The following is a 19,108-nucleotide window of genomic DNA, read 5'->3' as shown; positions in this document are numbered from 1 at the left end:
CATGCAACGCCAGTTCGACGACGTACTATTGGGCAGCATCGAGTTGTTCTGCCTGGCGGCGGAACTGGGTGGTTTTACTGCCGCCGCTGTCGCCGCCAGCGTGACGCCGGCCGCCGTCAGCCGCTCGGTGGCGCGGCTGGAACAGCGGCTGGGCGTGCGCCTGTTCGTGCGCACCACGCGGCAAATCCGCCTGACCGACAGCGGCAGGCTGTATTTCGAACAGTGCCGGCAAGCGCTGTCGCAACTGGCCGAAGCGGAACGGCAAGTCACGGGCAGCCAGGCCATGCCGGCCGGCCCCTTGCGCATCAGCGCCCCCACGCCGTATGCGCATTACCGCCTGTTGCCGATGCTGGGCGAATTCCGCGCGCTGTTTCCCGAAGTGACGGTCGACGTCCACATCAGCAACCGCAACATCGATTTCGCCGATGAAGGCTACGACCTGGCGATCCGGGGCCGCATGCCGCAGGATTCCAGCCTGGTGGCGCGCAAGCTGGAAGACGCGGAACTGGTGCTGGTGGCCTCCCCCGCTTACCTGAAACGGGCCGGCCGCCCAACATCGCTGGACGACCTGGCGCGCCACGAATGCATCCAGTTCGAACTGCCCAGCACGGGCAAGCACATCCCGTGGCCCTTCATGCGCAACGGCGAACAGGTCGACATCGCCACCACGGGCGGCCTCGGTTGCACGGAAGACGTGCTGGGCGTCGCGACGCGGGCGCGGGCGGGCGCGGGACTGGTGCAGACATACCGCTTCATCGTCGAACAGGATTTGCAACGGGGCGACCTGGTGGAACTGTTGCCGCAGCACGGCGGCACGTCGCGTCCGTTCATCCTGCTGTACCCGCACGCACGCCATTTGTCGCTGCGCGTGCGCGCGTTCGTGGACTTCGTCATGGAGCGGCTGAACCGGAAAGCCCAGACACAACGCTGATACAAAGCCATGTTGTCGTACAAGTGAGCGCTGTGATATCGTCGCCCACTTGTTTCGCTCTTTTGAATTCAACCATGAAATTCCGACTCTCCGCGCTGGCCCTGCTCTCCGCCACGGCCGGCTGCACCACTCCGGTAGCCCAGGTATCCCCGCCCGTCCCGGTGGGCGTCGCTTCGTTCAACATGGCGTGGGCCGGCACGGAAGCCGATTTCACCACGCACCTGGCCATGTGCACGGCCGTCGAATGGTGCGACACCCGCCCGCGCCGCAAACAGGGCGAAACCACGCCATCGCCCGAAGCGATTGCCACCGCGCGGCGCTGCGAAGCGGCCATCGACCAGTTCGCGGGCGGCGCCCGGCAAGCCATGCAAATCGCGCCATGCAACGCCTACAAGGGCAGGAATGCGGCCGACACGGTGACCCTGGCCAATTACCAGAAAAAACTGGCCGGCCTGCGCGCCACCATTGCCAGCCTGATTGAAAAAGACGGCGTGCAAGTGATCGCGTTCCAGGAAGTCAAATCGGACCAGGTCATCCGCGACGTACTGGGCGTGCACGCCGCCACGTTCGACGTATGCTACGCGCCGCACAATGCATTCCAGACCGTGGCCTTTGCGTGGAACAAGGCCGTCACGCAAAAACCCGGCCAGTGCGCGTCGCGCACCGAACTGGCCGTGGCCGAAGATCCCGCCAACCCGGCCAATTTCCGCACTGTGCGCCCGGGACTGGCGCTGGAACTGACCATCCACGGCCAGCCCGTGACGTTCATGAACGTGCATTTGAAGTCGTCGTGCGCCAATCTGAAAGCGAACGGCCCGTTCCCGGCGCGCACGCTGGACGACGCCGATGCCGCCTGCCGCGTGCTGAACCGCCAGGTGCCCGCGCTGGAAGACTGGATCGAAGCGGTGGATGCGAAGAGTCCCCGCTTCGTGCTGCTGGGCGACTTCAACCGCCGTATCGATGAGGAAGCGGCGGAAACCCTGGCGCCCATGCAGGTGCGCACCGATGGCAGCGACCCCGCCGGCCCGAACAAGAAGGATGGCCTGGGCTATGTGGCCAGCAAATACCTTTGGCAGGAAATTTCAGATGGCAAGCCCACGCTGCACCAGGTGCCGCTGTCCAGCCTGGACACCGGCTGCAAGGGCTTCACGGGGCTGGACCACATTGTCCTCAGCGATGCATTGAAGGCGCTGCAAACCACCGCCACGCTGACGTCGCGCAAGGTCCCGGTAGTCAATGAACCCCGCCAGGTGATCGAGACCAGCGACCATTGCCCGCGCATCATGACCCTGAACCTGTGAGCGCCATGAAAAAACTGCCCGCCCTGCTTGCCCTGCTGCCATGGCCGGTGCTGGCCGCCGCCTGCCAGCCTGTCGACAGCCTGATCGAACGCGACCGCCAGTACGAGGAAGCGTTGCGCACGGGCGATGTGCCGTATTTGCAGGCATGGCTGGCCGACGATTACGTGTGGGTGCATACGCTGGCGTCGCAGGTCGAAGACAAGGCTTCCGTGCTGGGGCGCCTGAAAAAGCCCGACACCATTCCGAAAAGCCGCACCACCAGCAACGTGCAGGCGCACGTGCTGGGGCAGACGGTGGTGTTGCGGGGATTGTCCACGGTCGAGCAGTGGAATGCGGATGGCAAGACGTGGCGCACCAACCAGTACCAGTTCATGCGCACCTATGCCGACGTGGGCGGCCAGTGCAAGCTGCTGGCCGTGCAATCGATGAAAGTCGCCAGCAGTCCGTCGAACCTGCAACCGCTGCAAGCGGTGCAGGGTTCGAAATAATTCACTGCGGAAAGTGGTGGCTTGTCATTTTCCAGCCACCAGCGTTGTTCGATGACAGGGTGGAAAGAACCGGATTGGCTCATCCGCAACACTCAGGGCGGGCAGGCAACAGGGTGAGGCTGGCGCACGATTGCAAGTTCAGTCATGATGACATCATCGGAGGTGCGCATGACCAAGGAAACATTGCAACCTGATCAAGGGGAACCGGCCAAGCCGCTGATGCCTTTCCGCACGCTGCTATACCGGTTCATGTTTTTCGACTGGCTGTTCCGCGACGTCAGCGCGGCGCGCAACCTGTTCGAGCGGCACGCGGCGCTGCAGCACAATAAATACATGAGCCGCTACCTCCCCTTGTATTTCCGCCGCTGGACCGTGCTGGCCACGTTTGACTTCGGACTGGGATTCCTGTTCGAGCGTGTGTTGCAAACCACCGTGGTTTCCGCGTGTTTCTTTACCTGGTCGTGCATGACGATGGCGGGAATGGTGGTGATTGCCGTGGCGTGGGTGTTCCTGACCTTCGGGCGGATGTCCTGACACGGTTAGTCTGAAGGGACGATGCCTGGAGGACGGGACTGGCGCACATTCTGTGCCATTGCCCCACAACCGACAGGATCGCCATGCAACTCCCCCCTACTCCTTGCGCCGTCGTCACCGGCGCCGCCAGCGGCATCGGCCGCGCCATTTCCGCCGCGCTGGCCGCGCGCGGCGCCAACCTGATGCTGGTCGATATCGACAGCGCCGCCCTGCACGCCACCGCCCGCCATCTCGGCGAAGCGGCGCCGGACGTCCGCGTGCTGCCCATCGTGGCCGACCTGAGCCAGCCGGGCCAGGTGGCGGGCCTGGCCGGCAGCGCGTTTGAAGCGTTTGGCCGGGTCGACTGGCTGTTCAACTGTGCAGGTCTGCTGGCCAGCGGCCGCAGCTGGGAATTCGACGAACAGCAGTGGGCGCGCCTGATGGACGTGAATTTCTGGAGCGTGGTGCGCGCCACGCGCGCCTTTGTGCCCCGCATGGCGGCCCAGGGCAGCGGGCATATCGTCAATATCGCATCGCTGGCGGGCATGCTGCCGGCGCCGTGGCTGGCGCCGTACACAGTATCCAAGCACGCGCTGGTGGCGTACAGCGAAACCCTGCAACAGGAATTCCAGGCATTGGATATGCCGCTGCACGTATCGGTGGCGCTGCCGGGTCCCGTCGACACGGGGATCAGCCGCCATATCGGCGCGCCAACCGGGGATGCCGCTGTCGACGGGGTCAACACCTACCTGCGGGGCGTGATTGCCGAGGGGATGGCGCCGGCCGCACTGGCCGCGATCGTGCTGGCCGGCGTCGACCTGAAGCAATTCTGGATCTTTCCCCATGAGGCAATGCTGAAGGAAGCGCTGCGACAGCGCCACAGCTTGCTGCAAGGCGTGCAGGCGTAAACGGCATGGCATGCCCTACGTATTTCGCGCCAACGTCATTCATCCAACGCATTTCGTACCAACGCATTCAAACCCGTAGGGCGGATTGGTTTCATCAAGCCGCCATGCGTGCGCAGCCACCAGCGCAAGCGCCAGTGACAACGCCGACTAGTCCAAATGGATGTAGTCCCGGCAAGGCAGCTGGCATAGCCTAGCGCTACAGACAACCCAATCCAGAGGTTCCAATGAATCAGCAAACGAAACAGCGCAATGTGCGCGTGGTAGTGATGGGCGCCGGCATGGCCGGCATCCTGGCCGGCATCAAGCTGCGCGAGGCGGGCTACACCAGTGTGGCGATTTATGAAAAAGCCGCCCGCGTCGGCGGCACGTGGCGCGAAAACACGTACCCCGGCCTGACGTGCGACGTGCCGTCCCACGCCTACACGTATTCGTTCGAACCCAACCCCGACTGGAGCCGCGTGCTGCCGCCCGGCGCCGAAGTGCAGGCGTACTTCGAACGTACGGTGGAAAAATACGGCATCGGCGACATGATCCGCTTCAACGAAGAAATCGTCGGCTGCGAATTTCACGATGGCCGCTGGAATCTCACGATGAAAAGCGGTCTGCGCGACACGGCCGATATCGTGATCGCCGCCACCGGTGTGCTGCATCACCCCAGCCTGCCGGACATCAAGGGCCTGGCGTCGTTCGAAGGCAAGGCCTTCCACAGCTCGCGCTGGGACCACGGCGTACCGCTCGATGGCGCGAAAGTCGGCGTGGTCGGCAATGGCTCCACGGGCGTGCAAATCGTCTCCGCGCTGGCGGGACGGGCCGCCAAAGTATCGCACTTCCAGCGTACCGCGCAGTGGATCTTCCCGGTTGAAAACCCGTATTTCACGGACGAACAGAAAGCCGCGTTCCGCGCCGACCGCGCGCTGCTCAATTCGCTGCGCTACGACCCGACGTACATGTCCAACGTCGAGCGTTTCACCAACGCCATCCTCGACGCGGAATCGCCGGAAATCAAGGAAATCGAAGCCATCGCGCTGGGCCACCTGGAACGCAGCGTCCCGGACCCGAGCCTGCGCGCCAAACTGCAACCCGATTACCGCGTGGCCTGCAAACGCCTGATTTATTCGCCCGATTACTACACGGCGATCCAGCATCCCGATGCGGCGCTGGTCACCGACGGGATCGAATGCGTGGAAGCCAAAGGCATCCGCACCCGCGACGGCAAACTGCACGAGCTGGACGTGCTGGTGCTGGCCACCGGGTTCAAGGCCGACCAGTTCATGCGCCCGATGAATGTCGTGGGCCGCGATGGCGTCAAGCTCAATGACGTCTGGGCCAGGCGTCCCCGCGCCTACCTGGCGGTGGCGATTCCCGCATTCCCGAACTTCTTCATGCTCAACGGCCCGACCGGCCCGGTCGGCAACTTCTCGCTGATCGATATCGCGGAACAGCAGTGGCAATACGTGTCGCAACTGATGGACCTGGTGCGCAACGGTGTCTGCAACGAAGTCGAAGCGACGCAAGCCGCGCTGGACGATTACGACACGGCCCGCATCGAAGCGGCAAAGAAAACCGTGTTCGGTTCCGGCTGCAACAGCTGGTACCTGGATGCCGAAGGCGTGCCCGCCACCTGGCCATGGTCGCAACAGCGCTTCCGCGACGCGATGACGGCGCCGCAATTGGAACACTATACGTTGCGGGCATAAGGAGCGCGGCCATGAAAAAAACCGCCATCGTCACCGGCGCCGCATCCGGCATCGGCGCCGCGGTCTGCGAGCAACTGCGCCATGCCGGCATGCGCGTGATCGGCATCGACTTGCGCCACAGCGATATCTGCGCCGACCTGTCCACCGCCGCCGGCCGCGCCTACGCCGTGGAAGCGGCGCTGTGCCTTTCCGAAAATCGCATCGACACGCTGGTGTGCTGCGCGGGCCTGGGCCCGCAGGCCGAACCCGTCGCAAGCATTGCCGCCGTCAACTACTTCGGCGTGACGGCGCTGCTCGATGGCTTGTTCGGCGCCCTGCAGGCCGGGTGCCGCGCCAGCGCCGTCGTCGTCTCGTCCAGTTCCGCCACGTTGCAGGCATGGGATGGCAACCCGCTGCGCCAGGCCTACCTGGACAACGATGAAGCAGCGGTGCAGGCCATGCTGGCGGCGCTGCCGCCCGACCTGGCGCCGCAGGCAGGTTTTATCGCTTATGCTAGCTCGAAAAACGCCGTGGCCTGCGCCGTGCGCCAGCGCGCGGCCAGCTGGGGCCAGGCCGGCGTGCGCCTGAATGCCGTGGCGCCGGGCGCCGTGCAAACTCCGCTGCTGGAAGCGGGACTGGCCGACGCCCGTTATGGCGAGGGCATCCGCAACTTTGTCGCGCCGCTCAGCACGCGCGCCCGAGCGGAACCTGCCGACATCGCCGCGCTGATCGGCTTCGTCGCGGGTGACAGCGCCCCATTCATCCACGGCAGCGTGCTGTTTGCCGATGGCGGCATCGATGCCGCCATGCGTCCCCAACACTTCTAAGGAGTTCCCATGCAACTGTCATCCCCTTCCACCGCCGTCATCGTCACGGGCGGCGCTTCCGGTATCGGCCTGGCCTGCGCGCAGGCGCTGGCGCTGGCCGGCCGTCCCGTGGCCCTGTGGGATATCAACGGCGGCGCCGCCATCGAACAGGCGGCCGCCATTGAACGCGACCACCACGTCAGGGCCATCGGCGTCGGCATCGATTTGTCCGATGCGGCGGCGCTGCCTGCCGCGCTGGACGCCACGCGCGCCGCGCTGCCCGCCATCGGTGGCCTGGTTCATGCCGCCGGCATGGTCGACATGGGTTCCATCGACGGCCTGACGCCGGACAACTGGGACAAGGTCATGAACGTCAACCTGCGCCCGCTGGCATTGCTGGTGCGCGCACTGCATGCGGATTTCAGGGCCAATCCCGGTTCCGCGATTGTCGGCATCGCGTCGATCAACGCGACCTTGGGCAACGCGGTCAATCCGATCTACAGCGCATCGAAAGGCGGCATGCTGTCGCTGGTGCGTTCGCTGGCCGATGCGCTGGGACGCGACGGCATCCGCATCAACAGCATTTCACCGGGCCAGATCCTGACGCCGATGATCAAGCCGGTGGTCGACCAATTGCCGCCCGGCGCCTTCGAACGCCGCATCCTGTTGTCGCGGCTGGGCAAACCGGAAGAAGTGGGCAAGGTGGCGCGCTTCCTGCTGTCCGATGAAGCCAGCTACATCACGGCGGCGGAAATCGTCGTCGATGGCGGCAACCTGTCGTCGCAACGCATGTAAAGGAGGCCACATGACACAACCATTGATCGCGGTCGTCACGGGCGCGTCGCGCGGCGCCGGCAAGGGCATCGCGCTGGCGCTCGCGGCCCAGGGCGCCATCGTCTACGTGACGGGCCGTTCGCAGCAGGAAGGCGACGCGGCCCTGCCCGGCACCATCCACGCCACGGCGAAGGACATCACGGCGGCCGGCGGCGCCGGCATTGCTGTCGCCTGCGACCACGCGGACGACGCACAGGTCGCGGCCCTGTTCGAACGTGTGCGGCGCGAACAGGGCAAGCTCGATATCCTCGTCAATAACGCCACCTTCCTGCACGACCGCCTGATCGACAAGGGGCCGTTCTGGGAAAAGCCGCTGGCGCTGGTCGATATCCTCGACGTGGGCCTGCGCTCCGGCTACGTGGCCAGCCACTACGCGGCGCCGCTGCTGATTGCCTCGGGAAACGGCTTGATCGTCTTCACGTCGTCCTTTGGCGCCAGTTGCTACATGCACGGTCCCGCCTATGGCGCGCAGAAATGCGGCATCGACAAGTTTGCCAAGGACATGGCGGTGGACTTGCGCCCGCATGGCGTGGCGTGCGTGTCGCTGTGGATGGGGCCCTTGAAGACGGAACGCACAAAAGCCGTCTGGGAGCGCGAGCCGGAAAAATATGCGGCATTCGAACCGCTGGCGGAAACCCCGCAGTTCACCGGCATGGTGATAGCAAAGCTGCACGGCGATCCGCACAGGATGGAGAAATCCGGCCAGGTGCTGATCGGCGCGGAACTGGCCGAGGAGTATGGCATCCGCGACTTGGATGGCAAGCAACCGCCATCACACCGCGCCATGCTGGGCGGACCAGTACAGGCCCATCCGGCCATCGTCGAGTAACTTTACCGGGCAACCATGCCGACCGCCCCCGCCTGCTGCGCATCTTCGGCACGGGCGCGGCGCCGCGATGTCTTGTGTTCATACATGCGCTGGTCGGCCAGCGCCACCATGGCTTCCCGCGATGCCGCTTCCGTCGCCGCCGCCCAGCCCACGCTGGCGCCGGCGTGCGGGAATCCTTCGGCGCGCAACGACTGTTCCACCTGCTGCAGCGCTTCCAGCAAGCCCGCCACGTCGTCCTTGCGCGCCAGTACCGTGAATTCGTCGCCGCCCAGGCGGAATACCGGCACGCCGCTCCCCACCAGTTGTACCAGGCCTTGCGCAAAGGCGCGCAGCAAGGCGTCGCCCCGCGTATGGCCGTAACGGTCGTTGACGGCCTTTAACCCATCGAGGTCGATCAGCAATACCGCCAGCTCATGGCGCTGCGCATCGAAGCGGTGCGCCAGCTGTTCATCGAATGCGTGCCGATTGAAGATACCCGTCAGGTGATCGGTCTGCGCCTGCACGATGGACTGGTTCAGCCGCTGCAGCGCTTCATCCTTTTCCACCGCCAGCTGGCGCAGCTTGTGGGCCAGTGCAAACGCCAGCAGCACCGCGTCCAGCGTGCCGCCCAACAGGGTCAGCAATTCCGGATTATTGACGGGCGGCGGCACCAGCCCGAAATTGCTGGGCAAAATCAGGCACGCGGGCAGCAGCAGCGCAACAAACGCCAGCACGAAATAGCGCGCCTGCCGGTTCCCCGCGCGCAGGCAGGCAATGCCGCTGACCAGCGCAATCGTCAGCCAGACGCTGATGGCCAGGGTGGCGAGAAATGGCGCATACGGCAGCGCCAGCAACACGCAAGGCATCAGCAGCAGCGGCAACACATAGTTGATGCGGCTGATACGGGCCAGCAGCGGGAAATGCCGGTGCAGTTGCAGGAACTCGACATAGAACACCGTGTTGGGAATCGGCAGCAGGAAGAATGGCACGTACAGCCAGCGCATATCGTGCCAGCCCAGTATCTGCGCCGGCAGAAGAAATTCCTGCGCCCATGCCACCATGTACAGCAGCAGGTACAGCGCATAGAACAACGTTGCGCGGTCTGGCTTCATCAGGTGCACGAACAGGTTGAACAGCGCCAGCGCGGCCAATGCGCCCAGTGCGCCGAGGGCCAGCATGTTTTCCACGGACACCAGGTGGCGGTATTCGGGTTCGGTAAACAGGCGCACGGCGGGCGGCGCACGGTAAAACGGGCTGTCCGTGTGCACCACGATGACGGCGCTGGCGCCCGGCGCCAGCCGGATGCGCTGGCCGTAATGCAAGGGATACTGGTAGTCGGCGCGGTAGCCGCCGGAAAATTGCTGGACCGTGCCGTCGCTGGCATAGATCCGCACATCGGCGCGTTCGATCATCACGCTGCCCGGCACCAGCACCCAGTCCGCGACGTCCGTGTCGTTGCGGACTTGCGCCACCAGCCAGTAGGCGCCGCCGAACATGCTGACTTTACTGGCCGGGGACAGGGAAAGCCGCCAGCGCCCGATATCGGCTGCGCTGGAAGGAAAGGCCGTATCGGCCGCCTGATAGATGGCGCCGCCCCTGGGCATGACATCGGCCCCGCTGACCACTGGCTGGCCCGCGGATACCGGTTGCAAGGCGCTGGCCAGCAACATGGCCAGCAAGAGGCGGAGCAAAATCTTCATGGGGACGCAGGCAGCAGTCCGCCCCGCACGGAAATAATGCCAGTTTAATCAATGCGGGCCGGTAAATCAGGTAAACAAACCCGATCATACCAGATGAGTTGCATTCTGATATTAACCATTGCTTATCCGCTTATGCGGCGCCGGCATGCAACACGCTGGGCACGCCGCCGGCTATCGACAGCATCACGCTCGACGTGACCTTGCAGCGCGTGGCGCTGATCTTCCACTCGCCGCCCACCCGCACATAGGCATCGTCATACAGCGCCCCCAGCTGCGTGACCGTTTGTTTGACGGTGTCGATCTGCTGGTAATGCAGGCTCCACGTGCCCCGCGCATGGTCGCCATCGATGACGGTGATGTCCGGATTGACGCCGTGGTGCATTTCCACGATGTGCGGGTGGCAGCCCAGTTGCGTGAACAGCCGGACCAGCCCTTCGCGGTCGGTAAAGCGCCCCAGCGCACCGTAATCGATGTCCACCGGTCCCGCCGCGAAGCAGTCGCGCATGCCATCGGGATCCTTGCCGTCGCAACTGTGAAAGTAGCGCGCCTTCAGCTGCCGGATCGCTTCCACCGCTTCCAGCCGTGAAATGCGGTCGGAAAGGTCCATTTATGCCCCCTCCCATTGCGGACGCCGCACCAGGTACTGGCTGGTCGGCACCACGTCGATCTTGTCGAAGTCGATGAAGCGGCTGCACGAATCCATCATCGCATCGAGGTTGCGCTTGAATTTATCCGTGTCGCCGATGGCGTTGAAGAATGCCTGCATGTCCGTCATCGCAGCCTGCGGGAAGCATTCCTCGACGATGGCGGAATAACGGGGCGCGCCATAGGTCAGGGGACGCACGACGAAGTTTTGCACGTACTGGAAGTTATCCTGCGTATCGATCGCCACTTGCGTGTGGTGGCCATGCCAGATGTCCAGCCATGCGCCGGGCGTCAGCCGGGGCGGCACGCTGAGGAACGCCAATTGGGAAAAGCCGGCCGTGCGCTCGCCTTCGCTGGCCGGGTAGCGGGTGTTCTTGATCGGTTCGGATTCCGACACCAGGTAGGCCGCCATGTGGCTGACCACGGCCGCCACGGCTTCGTCGAACGGCTTGCGGAACGCGCCATTGGCGCTGTCCAGCCATACCGAGATGGCGCCGGCAATGGCGGGCTGCGTCTGCACCTGGCGCAGCGCCACGGCCGGCAAGACCGCTTCGTCACAGACATTGGCCTGCACGCCGCGCGCGCCCAGCGCGATCAATTGCTGCGCCAGTTCGCCCCGCACCGTGGCGGCGAATGCTTCCGCACTGGTGCGCGGGTCGCGCCACAGCGTATAAATGACTTTTTCCATCATGATCTCCTTATGCGGCCCGCCGTTCGCGGGCCATCGTCAGCGCCGTGTCTTCGATCATGTCTTCCTGCCCGCCCACCATGCCTCGGCGGCCCATTTCGACCAGGATGTCGCGCGCCGGCACGCCGTAGCGCTGTTCCGCGCGCTTGGCGAACAGCAGGAACGAGCCATAGACGCCCGCATAGCCCAGTGTCAGCGCGTCGCGGTCGATACGGATCGGGAAGTCCATCATCGGCACCACCAAGTCTTCCGCCACATCCTGGATCTTGTACAGGTCGACGCCGGTGTCGATGCCCATGCGTTTGCAGACCGCCACCAGCACTTCCATCGGCGTGTTGCCCGCACCGGCGCCCAGCCCGGCCGCCGCCGCATCGATGCGGTTGGCGCCGTACTCGATGGCGGTCAGCGAATTGGCCACGCCCATGGCCAGGTTGTGGTGGGCATGGAAACCCAGTTCCGTTTCCGGCTTCAGCTTGTCGCGCAGCAGGCCGATACGCTGTCTCACGTCTTCCGCCAGCATGTAGCCGGCGGAATCCGTGCAGTAAATGCAGTTGGCGCCATAGCTTTCCATCAACAGCGCCTGTTCCAGCAATTTTTCCGGCGACGCCATGTGCGCCATCATCAAGAACCCCACCGTATCCATGCCCAGCTTGCGGGCGTGCGAAATATGCTGCTGCGATACGTCCGCTTCCGTGCAGTGCGTGGCCACGCGGATGGTGGCTACGCCCAGTTCGTGCGCCATGCGCAAATGGTCGACCGTGCCAATGCCCGGCAACAGCAGCGCCGACACCTTGGCGCGCTTCATCAGCGGAATCACGGCGCCCAGGTATTCCTCGTCGCTGTGCAGCGGGAAGCCATAATTGACGGACGAGCCGCCCAGCCCATCGCCGTGCGTGACTTCGATCAGCGGCATGCCCGCTTGATCGAGCGCTTGCGCCACCGTCTTCATCTGGTCCAAGGTCATCTGGTGGCGCTTCGGATGCATGCCGTCGCGCAAGGTCATATCGTGCAACGTGATGCTTTTATTCACTTCGCTCATGCCGCCTCCCGCAAAATCGATTGCGCATACAGTTCCGCCGTGCGGGCCGCCGCCGCCGTCATGATGTCCAGGTTGCCCGCATATTTCGGCAGGTAGTCGCCCAGCCCCTCCACTTCCAGGAATACCGACACGCGCCGGCCGTCGAACACGGGACCGTTGACGAGGCGGTAGCCCGGCACGTAATGCTGCACTTCGGCGATCATTGCGTGGATCGACGCCGTGATGGCGTCCACCTGCGGCTCGCCCTCCACCAGGCAGTGGACGGTGTCGCGCATGATCATCGGCGGTTCCGCCGGGTTGATGACGATGATGGCCTTGCCCTTCTTCGCGCCCCCCACCTGCTCCACGGCGGCCGCCGTGGTGCGGGTAAATTCATCGATGTTGGCGCGGGTGCCGGGACCGACGGAACGCGACGACGTGGTGGCAACGATTTCCGCATAGTTCACCGCCTGCACGCGGGACACCGCCGCCACCATGGGGATCGTGGCCTGGCCGCCGCACGTGACCATGTTGACGTTGAGGGTGCTGCCACCCAACTCTTGCGATAGATTCACCGGCGGCACGCAAAACGGGCCGATGGCGGCCGGCGTCAGGTCGATCATCATGACGCCCAGCGCATTGAGCTTGCGGGAGTTTTCCGCGTGCACATAAGCCGATGTGGCGTCGAAGGCGATCTGGATGCCGTCTTCCAGCACGTGCGGCAGCATGCCGTCCACACCTTCCGCCGTGGTTTTCAGGCCCAACTCCGCCGCCCGCTTCAATCCGTCGGACGCGGCATCGATACCCACCATCCACACAGGCTCCAGCCACGGACTGCGCCGCAACTTATACAGCAAGTCGGTGCCGATATTGCCCGGCCCGATCAGTGCACATCTGATTTTTTTCATAGTCTCTCCTATACAAACGACACGGCGCACGTGCCGATGCCTTCGATCCGCACGGACAGCGTATCGCCCGCCTTGACGGGCACCAGCACGGCCAGCGAGCCCGATAAAATCGGCTCACCGGCCTCCAGTGCAATGCCCCTCCTGCCCAATTCATTCGCCAGCCACGCCACCGCCTCGGCCGGATGGCCCAGCGCGGCGGCGCCGATACCGCTGGCGACCACTTCACCGTTTTTCTCGATGGTCATCGCGCAGGCGGCCAGGTCCAGGCCCTGCGGCGCCACCCGCTCGGCGCCAATGGCGAACACGCCGCACGATGCGTTGTCGGCCACCGTGTCGGCGATGCGGATGCGCCAGTCCTGCACGCGCGAGTCCACGATTTCAAAACACGCCGCCACGCTGCGGGTGGCGTCCAGCACGTGCCGCGCCGTGATGCCCGGGCCTTGCAGGCGCTCCCTGAGGAAAAAAGCAATTTCGCCTTCCGCGCGGGGCTGGATCAGCGTGTCGGCCGGGATCGCCGCGCCGTCCGCGTACGCCATGCCGGACAGCAGGATGCCGAAGTCCGGCTGGCGCACGTCCAGCATGTCTTGCACGGCCTTGCTGGTGACGCCGATCTTCTTGCCGATCACTGTTTCGCCCTGGCCGATACGGCGGGCCACCATGCGCTGCTGGATGCGGTAGGCGTCGTCGATGGTGAGGGGCTGGCTGGCGCTGGGCGGAGCGATGGGGGTGCGGGTTTGCCAGGCCTGGTACAGGCGGTCGCCTATCGCGTCTAATTGGTCGTTGCTTATCATTGGTTTATCCTTGCTGTTCATGCTGTCTTGCTGCAAGCATGGCGGCTTCCGCTGCGCGGAAACCGCCCTACGGAGTCACTGTCCCGTAATCCGTAGGGCGGTTTTGCCAAAGCCAAAGCCGCCAAGCCTCACGCCCCGTTACAGCCCCGACTGGCGCGCCGCATCCGGCGTGTAATCGGCAGCCTTCAATTCACCGGTATTGATACGGGCGGCTTTCGGCTGCTGGTTGGTCAACCGATCCGCCATGTAGGCGCCCGAGACCAGGTCGTGGTAAGCGGTGACGCGGGCGTGGTAGGCCTGCAATTCATACGCGTACACCAGGTTCACCATCGCCACGCGCCACAATTCGCCGCGCGCATCGTAGTGGTCCGCCATCACGGCATTCCACGTGTCTTCGTCGACGTACATGACGCGGCGGGCATACAGGTGGCGCATGCCGGCCTTGACTTTGCCTTCCAGCACCCAGACGCGGTGCAGTTCATAGCGCATCAAGTCCGGATTCAAATGGCCCTTGGCCAGCATGGTGTCGTATTTGACGCTGGTGTCGTCCAGGCGGTTGGCGTGGTACGGGATGTACATTTCGCGCTTGCCGACGATTTTCCAGTCATAGCGCTCCGGCGACCCGTTGAACAGGCGATCTTCATCGACCGTGTGGAAACCGCCGGGACCGAATGGCTGGTCAAAGCCGAATTCCGGCGCCTGGCGCACGCGGCGCGTGCCCGGGTTGTAGCTCCACGTCTGGCGCGGGTGGTTGGCGAAGTCGTTGGTCTCGAAGCCCACATTGATCGTGCCCTTTTCCCGTTCCGGCAGGATGGTGTTGGTCAGGAAGTAGTTCGACGGGCCGCCCGCGCCGCGTTCCAGCACGGCCTTGCGGTCCATGGTGATGTTGTTGAACATGGCCATCATGCGGTAGTTGGTGCGGCCCCACGCCTTGTTGCCGTCCGGGTAAACCACGGCCTGGTCATAGATCGCGATTTCATTGTTCGCGCGGTACACGGTCTGCGTATTCCAGAACAATTCCAGTCCGGTCTTCGGCAGCGGGAAGGCGGGACCGGCAAACGCCCCGGCCAGGGTCAGGCCGCCATTGGTGAGCGTCGCATTGGCCGCGTTTTCCTTGACGTTGGCAATCACCTTGTCCGGGTAGCGGAAATCGCGGTGGCTGGGATAGACCGGAATGCGGAACGTGGCGGGGTAGCGCTTGAACAGGGCTTTCTGGCCATCGCTGAGGCGCTCCGCATACTGCGCCATATTTTGCGCCGTGATGGTGAACAAGGGCTTTTCGTTGGGGTACGGGTCCGGGTGCACGCTGCCCGTGCCCTGGAAATGCACACCGGGCGGCACGCCCAGCCACTTGCCGGAATAAGGCGGGATGGAGCCATCCTTGTTGCCTTCCTTTTCCGCGCCCAGCGGCGTCAGGGTCGAGCCCAGCGCCTTGATTTCTTCCGCCGTGGAAGCCTGCGCGGCGAAGGACAGGGTTGCGGCGGCAACCGCCGTGATATGAGCAAAACGCAGGGCGAATGATTTGAAGTTGCTATGCATGACGATCTCCCGACTTAGAAGCGATACTTGACGTTAAAGCTCAGATAATTGCGGTCGCCCAGCGGACGCAGGGCCGCATCGGCGCCCCCGAGGAAGGCGTTGTAAGCGGCGCCCACTTCCAGGTTGCTCAGGTAGCGGAACGTGACACCCACGGACATGCGCTTGTCGCCCTTGCCCGTCAGCGCGCCGAAGCTGCCCGCCACGGCGGGCACGCCGCGCACCAGGTGCTGGAACGTGATGGGCATGTCCATGTCCCAGCCGCCAAACACGTTCTGGTAGCTGAGCGTTGGTCCCACCACGTAACCCCACGACGAGCGGGTGGCCGCCAGCTGGCTGTATTGCGCGCCGGCGATGGTCAGCGCATCCACGCTGGATACCCTGTGCATGCCCACTTCCGCCACCAGGATCATGGAATCGGCCAGCGGCGTTTTTTCCATCGCCTTGATGGCGGAAATCTGGCCCTGCCATGACGTCGAGCGCGACGACGTGGGTCCGGCCGGCGTATTGACCAGCACCGGCGCGCCGCTGCGGCGGCTCAGTTCACCGGCCAGGCTGATGCCGGCCACCTGGGTGGAAAACGTGGCGCCCGCCAGGTGGATGCCGTCGAAGTATTTGACCTGGTACGTGGTTGGCAGGAACTGGAAGGCCGGTGGCAATGCGGCCGACGTGATGGCGGGGATGCCCGCCTGCGGCAAGCCTGGATACAAGGTGGCAAAGCCGAAGTTCATTTGCACGGTGGGGTTCTTGTCGTGGTAGCGCAGGTAGTACAGCCCCAGCTCCGTGCCCGCCTCGGGCCGGAAACGCACGCCGACGCCGAACTGGCCGCGGTCGGACGGGCGGATGTCCGGGCCGCGCAGCGCGGCCAGCATCATCGGCAGGCCGGGCAGCGCCGCCGTGGCGGGGTTGGCCAGCAGCGGATTGGCCATCGTGTAGATGCGGTCGGCGCCGGGGCCGATCATGTCGGCATAGCTGAAGTACGTGCCGGCGGGCGACACCTCGGTCGGCTTGTATTTGTACTGGTAGTACGCCATCGCGCTGAACGACGGGGTGATGGCCCACTGCGCGGACACCTGGCCGGTCGGCAGCAGGATATCCTTGACTTCCGCGCCGGCCACGTTGGACTTGGTGGCGTCGGCCGGCGCCTGGGCGCCCGCGATATTCGGGAAGTACAGCGCTTCGCCCCACTGCACCACTTGCTGGCCCGCACGCAGGTTCAGCTTGGTGTCGCCCGGCGTGAACGCGCCATAAGCATAGACGTCCAGCATGCGTGCGCGGCGGCCCGCGTAATCGCGCGCGCCTTCCGTGAACGATTGCGGGTCGCCCGCGTGGTTGACGGTCGATGGCACGTTGTTGTCGTTGCGGCGGTTGTACACGTTGTCGTAGAACATGCTGGCGCGCGCGAACAAGCCCAGGTTCCGGTATTTCAAGTCGCCTTCCAGCAAGGCGCTGATGCGGTTTTCCGTCAGGCTGTGGCGCTTGAAATTGCGGTCGCCATCATCCGCGTTGATGGTCGACGGCAATCCCGCCGCGCCAATGGGGCCATTGACCAGCGCCGCGCCGGGCGACTTGGTGCGCATGGCCACACCGTAGTTGATGGTGGCGTTGAAATCCAGCGTCGCTTCGTCGCCCAGGTTGATGGTGGGCGCCGCCATTGCCGGGGCGCACGCGGCCAGCATGGTTGCCTGTGCGATCCGGCGAAGCTTCCCTGGCGGTACTGCCTTGGTCGTACTGTTCATGCTCTGTCTCCTCGTTGTTTTAGCGTGTTTTTTCAGTGTCGATTTTTGGCGGGCCGCCAACATCGGCTGAATGGACTAGTTCAGTCATGCGGCAGGATTGCCCGCGTTGGCGGCGGCCAGGAACGCGGGACGTTCGCCACCGCCATCGAGCACGAGGTTGCTGCCGCTGGCATACGCCGCCACGGGCGACGCCAGGTACAGGCAGGCGGAGGCGATTTCCTCAGGCTGCGCAAGGCGTCCCATGGGAATGGTGGTGGCGATGGCTTGCAAACCGGCTTCGTCGCCGTAGTGCTGCAGCGCTTCTTCCGTGCGCACCAGGCCGGGGCTGACGGCCGCCACGCGCACACGCGGCGCCCATTCGACGGCCAGCGAACGCACCAGGCTGACGATGCCCGCCTTGGCCGCCCCGTACGCGGCCGTGCCGGGCGAAGGCCGCAGCGCGCTGACGCTGCCGATAAACAGGATCACAGCGCCCCGCTCCCCCATGTGTGCATAAGCGCGCTGCGCCAGCAACAGCGGCGCCGTCAGGTTCAGCGCGATGATGGAGGCCGACAGGCGCGGCGACGCATCCGCCGCCAGCACGTGGGGGCTGCCGCCCGCGTTGTTGACGAGGATGTCGAGCCGGCCATGGCGCTGCGCGATGCCGTCCACCATGGCGGCCGCCTGTTCCGCGTCGCGCACGTCGGCGGCGATGAATTGCGCTTCCCTGCCCTCGTGCGCGATACCCTGCTCCGGCGCCTTGCGGCCACAGACATAGACGATGGCGCCCTGTTGTAAAAAGGCGAAAGCAATCGCGCGGCCGATGCCGCGCGTGCCGCCGGTGACCAGCACGACTTGGCCGGAATAGTCGAATAACGTTGTCATGTGCAGCTCCCTGAAAGCTGCGATGGTAGGAAAATTGCGGGCCGCCGTCTTAGTCTGAAGGGACGATGCCGCTGCATGGGGCTTGGGCCACGATGGATGTCACCTATGGCAACCGGAGCATCCCCATGACATCAGCATCCCCCATTCCCGTCGGCCGCCACGTGCAATTGCCCGGTGGGCTGACGCTGCACTACCACGAGGCCGGAGAGGGAAACATCCCCGTGGTTTTCCTGCACGGCAGCGGCCCCGGCGCCAGCGGCTACAGCAACTTCAAGCACAACTACCCGGTGTTCGCGGAGCATGGCTACCGCGTCATCGTGCCGGACTTGCCCGGCTACGGCCTGTCGTCGAAACCCGCCGACGCGGAATACGTGCTCGATTATTTCGTCGCCGCGCTGCGCGAACTGTTGCAGGCGCTCGACATCCGCCGTTGCATCCTGGTCGGCAATTCGCTGGGCGGCGCCATCGCCATCCAATACGCGCTGGACTACCCGTCCGACGTGGCGAAGCTGGTGCTGATGGCGCCGGGAGGCGTCGAAGAACGGGAAACGTATTTTGAAATGGAAGGCATCCAGCAAATGGTGAAACTGTTCGCGGGGCGCCAGCTGGACCACGCCAACATGCGTGGCCTGATGTCGCTGCTGGTGGCCGATCCCGCCCACATCACGGATGCGCTGATCGCCGAGCGCTTGCCGGTGGCGGACAGTCAGCCCACCACGGTGCTGTCCACCATGCGCGTGCCGAACATGACGCAGCGCCTGCACGAACTGGCGTGCCCCGTGCTGGCTTTCTGGGGCACGGGCGACCGTTTCAATCCCGTCTCCGGCGCGCACAAGCTGCTCGGCCATTGCCGCGATGCGCGCTGCCTGTTGCTGAACCGCTGCGGCCACTGGGTGATGGTGGAACACCGCGAATTATTCAACCGTGAATGCCTGGCCTTTTTTGAGGAGTGAA

At 64.6% G+C, this 19,108-nt stretch carries 19 protein-coding genes; 10 read left to right on the top strand and 9 right to left on the bottom strand.

Translation table 11 applies throughout. The annotated features are described in order from the left end of the window. Nucleotide 1 precedes the first annotated feature (1 nt). From GJ700_RS10345 to GJ700_RS10305, 9 genes are all read left to right on the top strand, one after another. On the top strand, nucleotides 2–931 hold the full coding sequence (locus tag GJ700_RS10345; protein WP_154373319.1) for a LysR family transcriptional regulator: 930 nt from the start codon (nucleotides 2–4) through the stop codon (nucleotides 929–931). 74 nt (nucleotides 932–1,005) lie between these two features. Next, nucleotides 1,006–2,232 carry an endonuclease/exonuclease/phosphatase family protein gene (locus tag GJ700_RS10340; protein WP_154373317.1) on the top strand — a complete coding sequence of 409 codons (1,227 nt, stop codon included), beginning with the start codon at nucleotides 1,006–1,008 and terminating at the stop codon, nucleotides 2,230–2,232. 5 nt (nucleotides 2,233–2,237) lie between these two features. After that, entirely contained in the window at nucleotides 2,238–2,720 is a 483-nt protein-coding gene (locus GJ700_RS10335) for a nuclear transport factor 2 family protein (RefSeq protein ID WP_154373315.1), read from the top strand. Between the two features lie 168 nt (nucleotides 2,721–2,888). Then, nucleotides 2,889–3,254, top strand: coding sequence for a hypothetical protein (locus GJ700_RS10330; RefSeq protein WP_154373313.1), 366 nt, complete (start codon nucleotides 2,889–2,891; stop codon nucleotides 3,252–3,254). A gap of 83 nt (nucleotides 3,255–3,337) precedes the next feature. Next, complete coding sequence (locus GJ700_RS10325; protein ID WP_154373311.1) at nucleotides 3,338–4,141, top strand: SDR family NAD(P)-dependent oxidoreductase; 804 nt, start codon at nucleotides 3,338–3,340, stop codon at nucleotides 4,139–4,141. A gap of 224 nt (nucleotides 4,142–4,365) precedes the next feature. Further along, complete coding sequence (locus GJ700_RS10320) at nucleotides 4,366–5,838, top strand: flavin-containing monooxygenase (protein WP_154373309.1); 1,473 nt, start codon at nucleotides 4,366–4,368, stop codon at nucleotides 5,836–5,838. 11 nt (nucleotides 5,839–5,849) lie between these two features. Further along, a complete protein-coding gene (locus GJ700_RS10315; RefSeq protein ID WP_154373307.1) occupies nucleotides 5,850–6,644 on the top strand; it encodes an SDR family oxidoreductase in 795 nt (264 codons plus the stop codon). Between the two features lie 9 nt (nucleotides 6,645–6,653). After that, complete coding sequence (locus tag GJ700_RS10310; RefSeq protein ID WP_154373305.1) at nucleotides 6,654–7,418, top strand: SDR family NAD(P)-dependent oxidoreductase; 765 nt, start codon at nucleotides 6,654–6,656, stop codon at nucleotides 7,416–7,418. A gap of 10 nt (nucleotides 7,419–7,428) precedes the next feature. Beyond that, on the top strand, nucleotides 7,429–8,286 hold the full coding sequence (locus tag GJ700_RS10305; RefSeq protein ID WP_154373303.1) for an SDR family NAD(P)-dependent oxidoreductase: 858 nt from the start codon (nucleotides 7,429–7,431) through the stop codon (nucleotides 8,284–8,286). Nucleotides 8,287–8,288: 2 nt separating this feature from the next. On the opposite strand, the gene GJ700_RS10300 is transcribed toward GJ700_RS10305, so the two are convergent. From GJ700_RS10300 to GJ700_RS10260, 9 genes are all read right to left on the bottom strand, one after another. Continuing rightward, nucleotides 8,289–9,965, bottom strand: coding sequence for a GGDEF domain-containing protein (locus tag GJ700_RS10300; protein WP_154373301.1), 1,677 nt, complete (start codon nucleotides 9,963–9,965; stop codon nucleotides 8,289–8,291). A 130-nt stretch (nucleotides 9,966–10,095) separates the two neighbouring features. Continuing rightward, nucleotides 10,096–10,572: a nuclear transport factor 2 family protein gene (locus GJ700_RS10295; RefSeq protein ID WP_154373299.1), complete on the bottom strand. Its 477-nt coding sequence runs from the start codon at nucleotides 10,570–10,572 to the stop codon at nucleotides 10,096–10,098. Next, nucleotides 10,573–11,298, bottom strand: a complete 726-nt coding sequence (locus GJ700_RS10290) for an EthD domain-containing protein (RefSeq protein WP_154373460.1) — start codon at nucleotides 11,296–11,298, stop codon at nucleotides 10,573–10,575. A 10-nt stretch (nucleotides 11,299–11,308) separates the two neighbouring features. Further along, nucleotides 11,309–12,337, bottom strand: coding sequence for a 4-hydroxy-2-oxovalerate aldolase (gene dmpG, locus GJ700_RS10285; RefSeq protein ID WP_154373297.1), 1,029 nt, complete (start codon nucleotides 12,335–12,337; stop codon nucleotides 11,309–11,311). Beyond that, a complete protein-coding gene (locus GJ700_RS10280) occupies nucleotides 12,334–13,224 on the bottom strand; it encodes an acetaldehyde dehydrogenase (acetylating) (protein ID WP_154373295.1) in 891 nt (296 codons plus the stop codon). Before GJ700_RS10280 ends, dmpG begins: the two co-directional genes overlap by 4 nt. An 8-nt stretch (nucleotides 13,225–13,232) precedes the next feature. Next, nucleotides 13,233–14,015: a fumarylacetoacetate hydrolase family protein gene (locus tag GJ700_RS10275; protein ID WP_154373293.1), complete on the bottom strand. Its 783-nt coding sequence runs from the start codon at nucleotides 14,013–14,015 to the stop codon at nucleotides 13,233–13,235. A gap of 138 nt (nucleotides 14,016–14,153) precedes the next feature. Beyond that, nucleotides 14,154–15,554 (bottom strand): DUF1329 domain-containing protein, encoded by a 1,401-nt coding sequence (locus tag GJ700_RS10270; protein ID WP_154373291.1) that lies wholly within the window; start codon nucleotides 15,552–15,554, stop codon nucleotides 14,154–14,156. A gap of 14 nt (nucleotides 15,555–15,568) precedes the next feature. Next, on the bottom strand, nucleotides 15,569–17,290 hold the full coding sequence (locus GJ700_RS10265; protein ID WP_154373289.1) for a DUF1302 domain-containing protein: 1,722 nt from the start codon (nucleotides 17,288–17,290) through the stop codon (nucleotides 15,569–15,571). A gap of 84 nt (nucleotides 17,291–17,374) precedes the next feature. Continuing rightward, nucleotides 17,375–18,154: an SDR family oxidoreductase gene (locus tag GJ700_RS10260; protein WP_154373287.1), complete on the bottom strand. Its 780-nt coding sequence runs from the start codon at nucleotides 18,152–18,154 to the stop codon at nucleotides 17,375–17,377. Between the two features lie 125 nt (nucleotides 18,155–18,279). Between GJ700_RS10260 and GJ700_RS10255 the strand changes: the two genes are divergently transcribed. Further along, complete coding sequence (locus GJ700_RS10255; protein ID WP_154373285.1) at nucleotides 18,280–19,107, top strand: alpha/beta fold hydrolase; 828 nt, start codon at nucleotides 18,280–18,282, stop codon at nucleotides 19,105–19,107. Nucleotide 19,108: the final 1 nt, after the last annotated feature.

It is taken from the genome of Pseudoduganella rivuli, from assembly GCF_009674485.1.
GTDB lineage: Bacteria > Pseudomonadota > Gammaproteobacteria > Burkholderiales > Burkholderiaceae_D > Rugamonas > Rugamonas rivuli_B.
The sequence above is the reverse complement of the archived record's forward strand: the minus strand, read 5'-3'. Positions and strand labels throughout refer to the sequence as shown.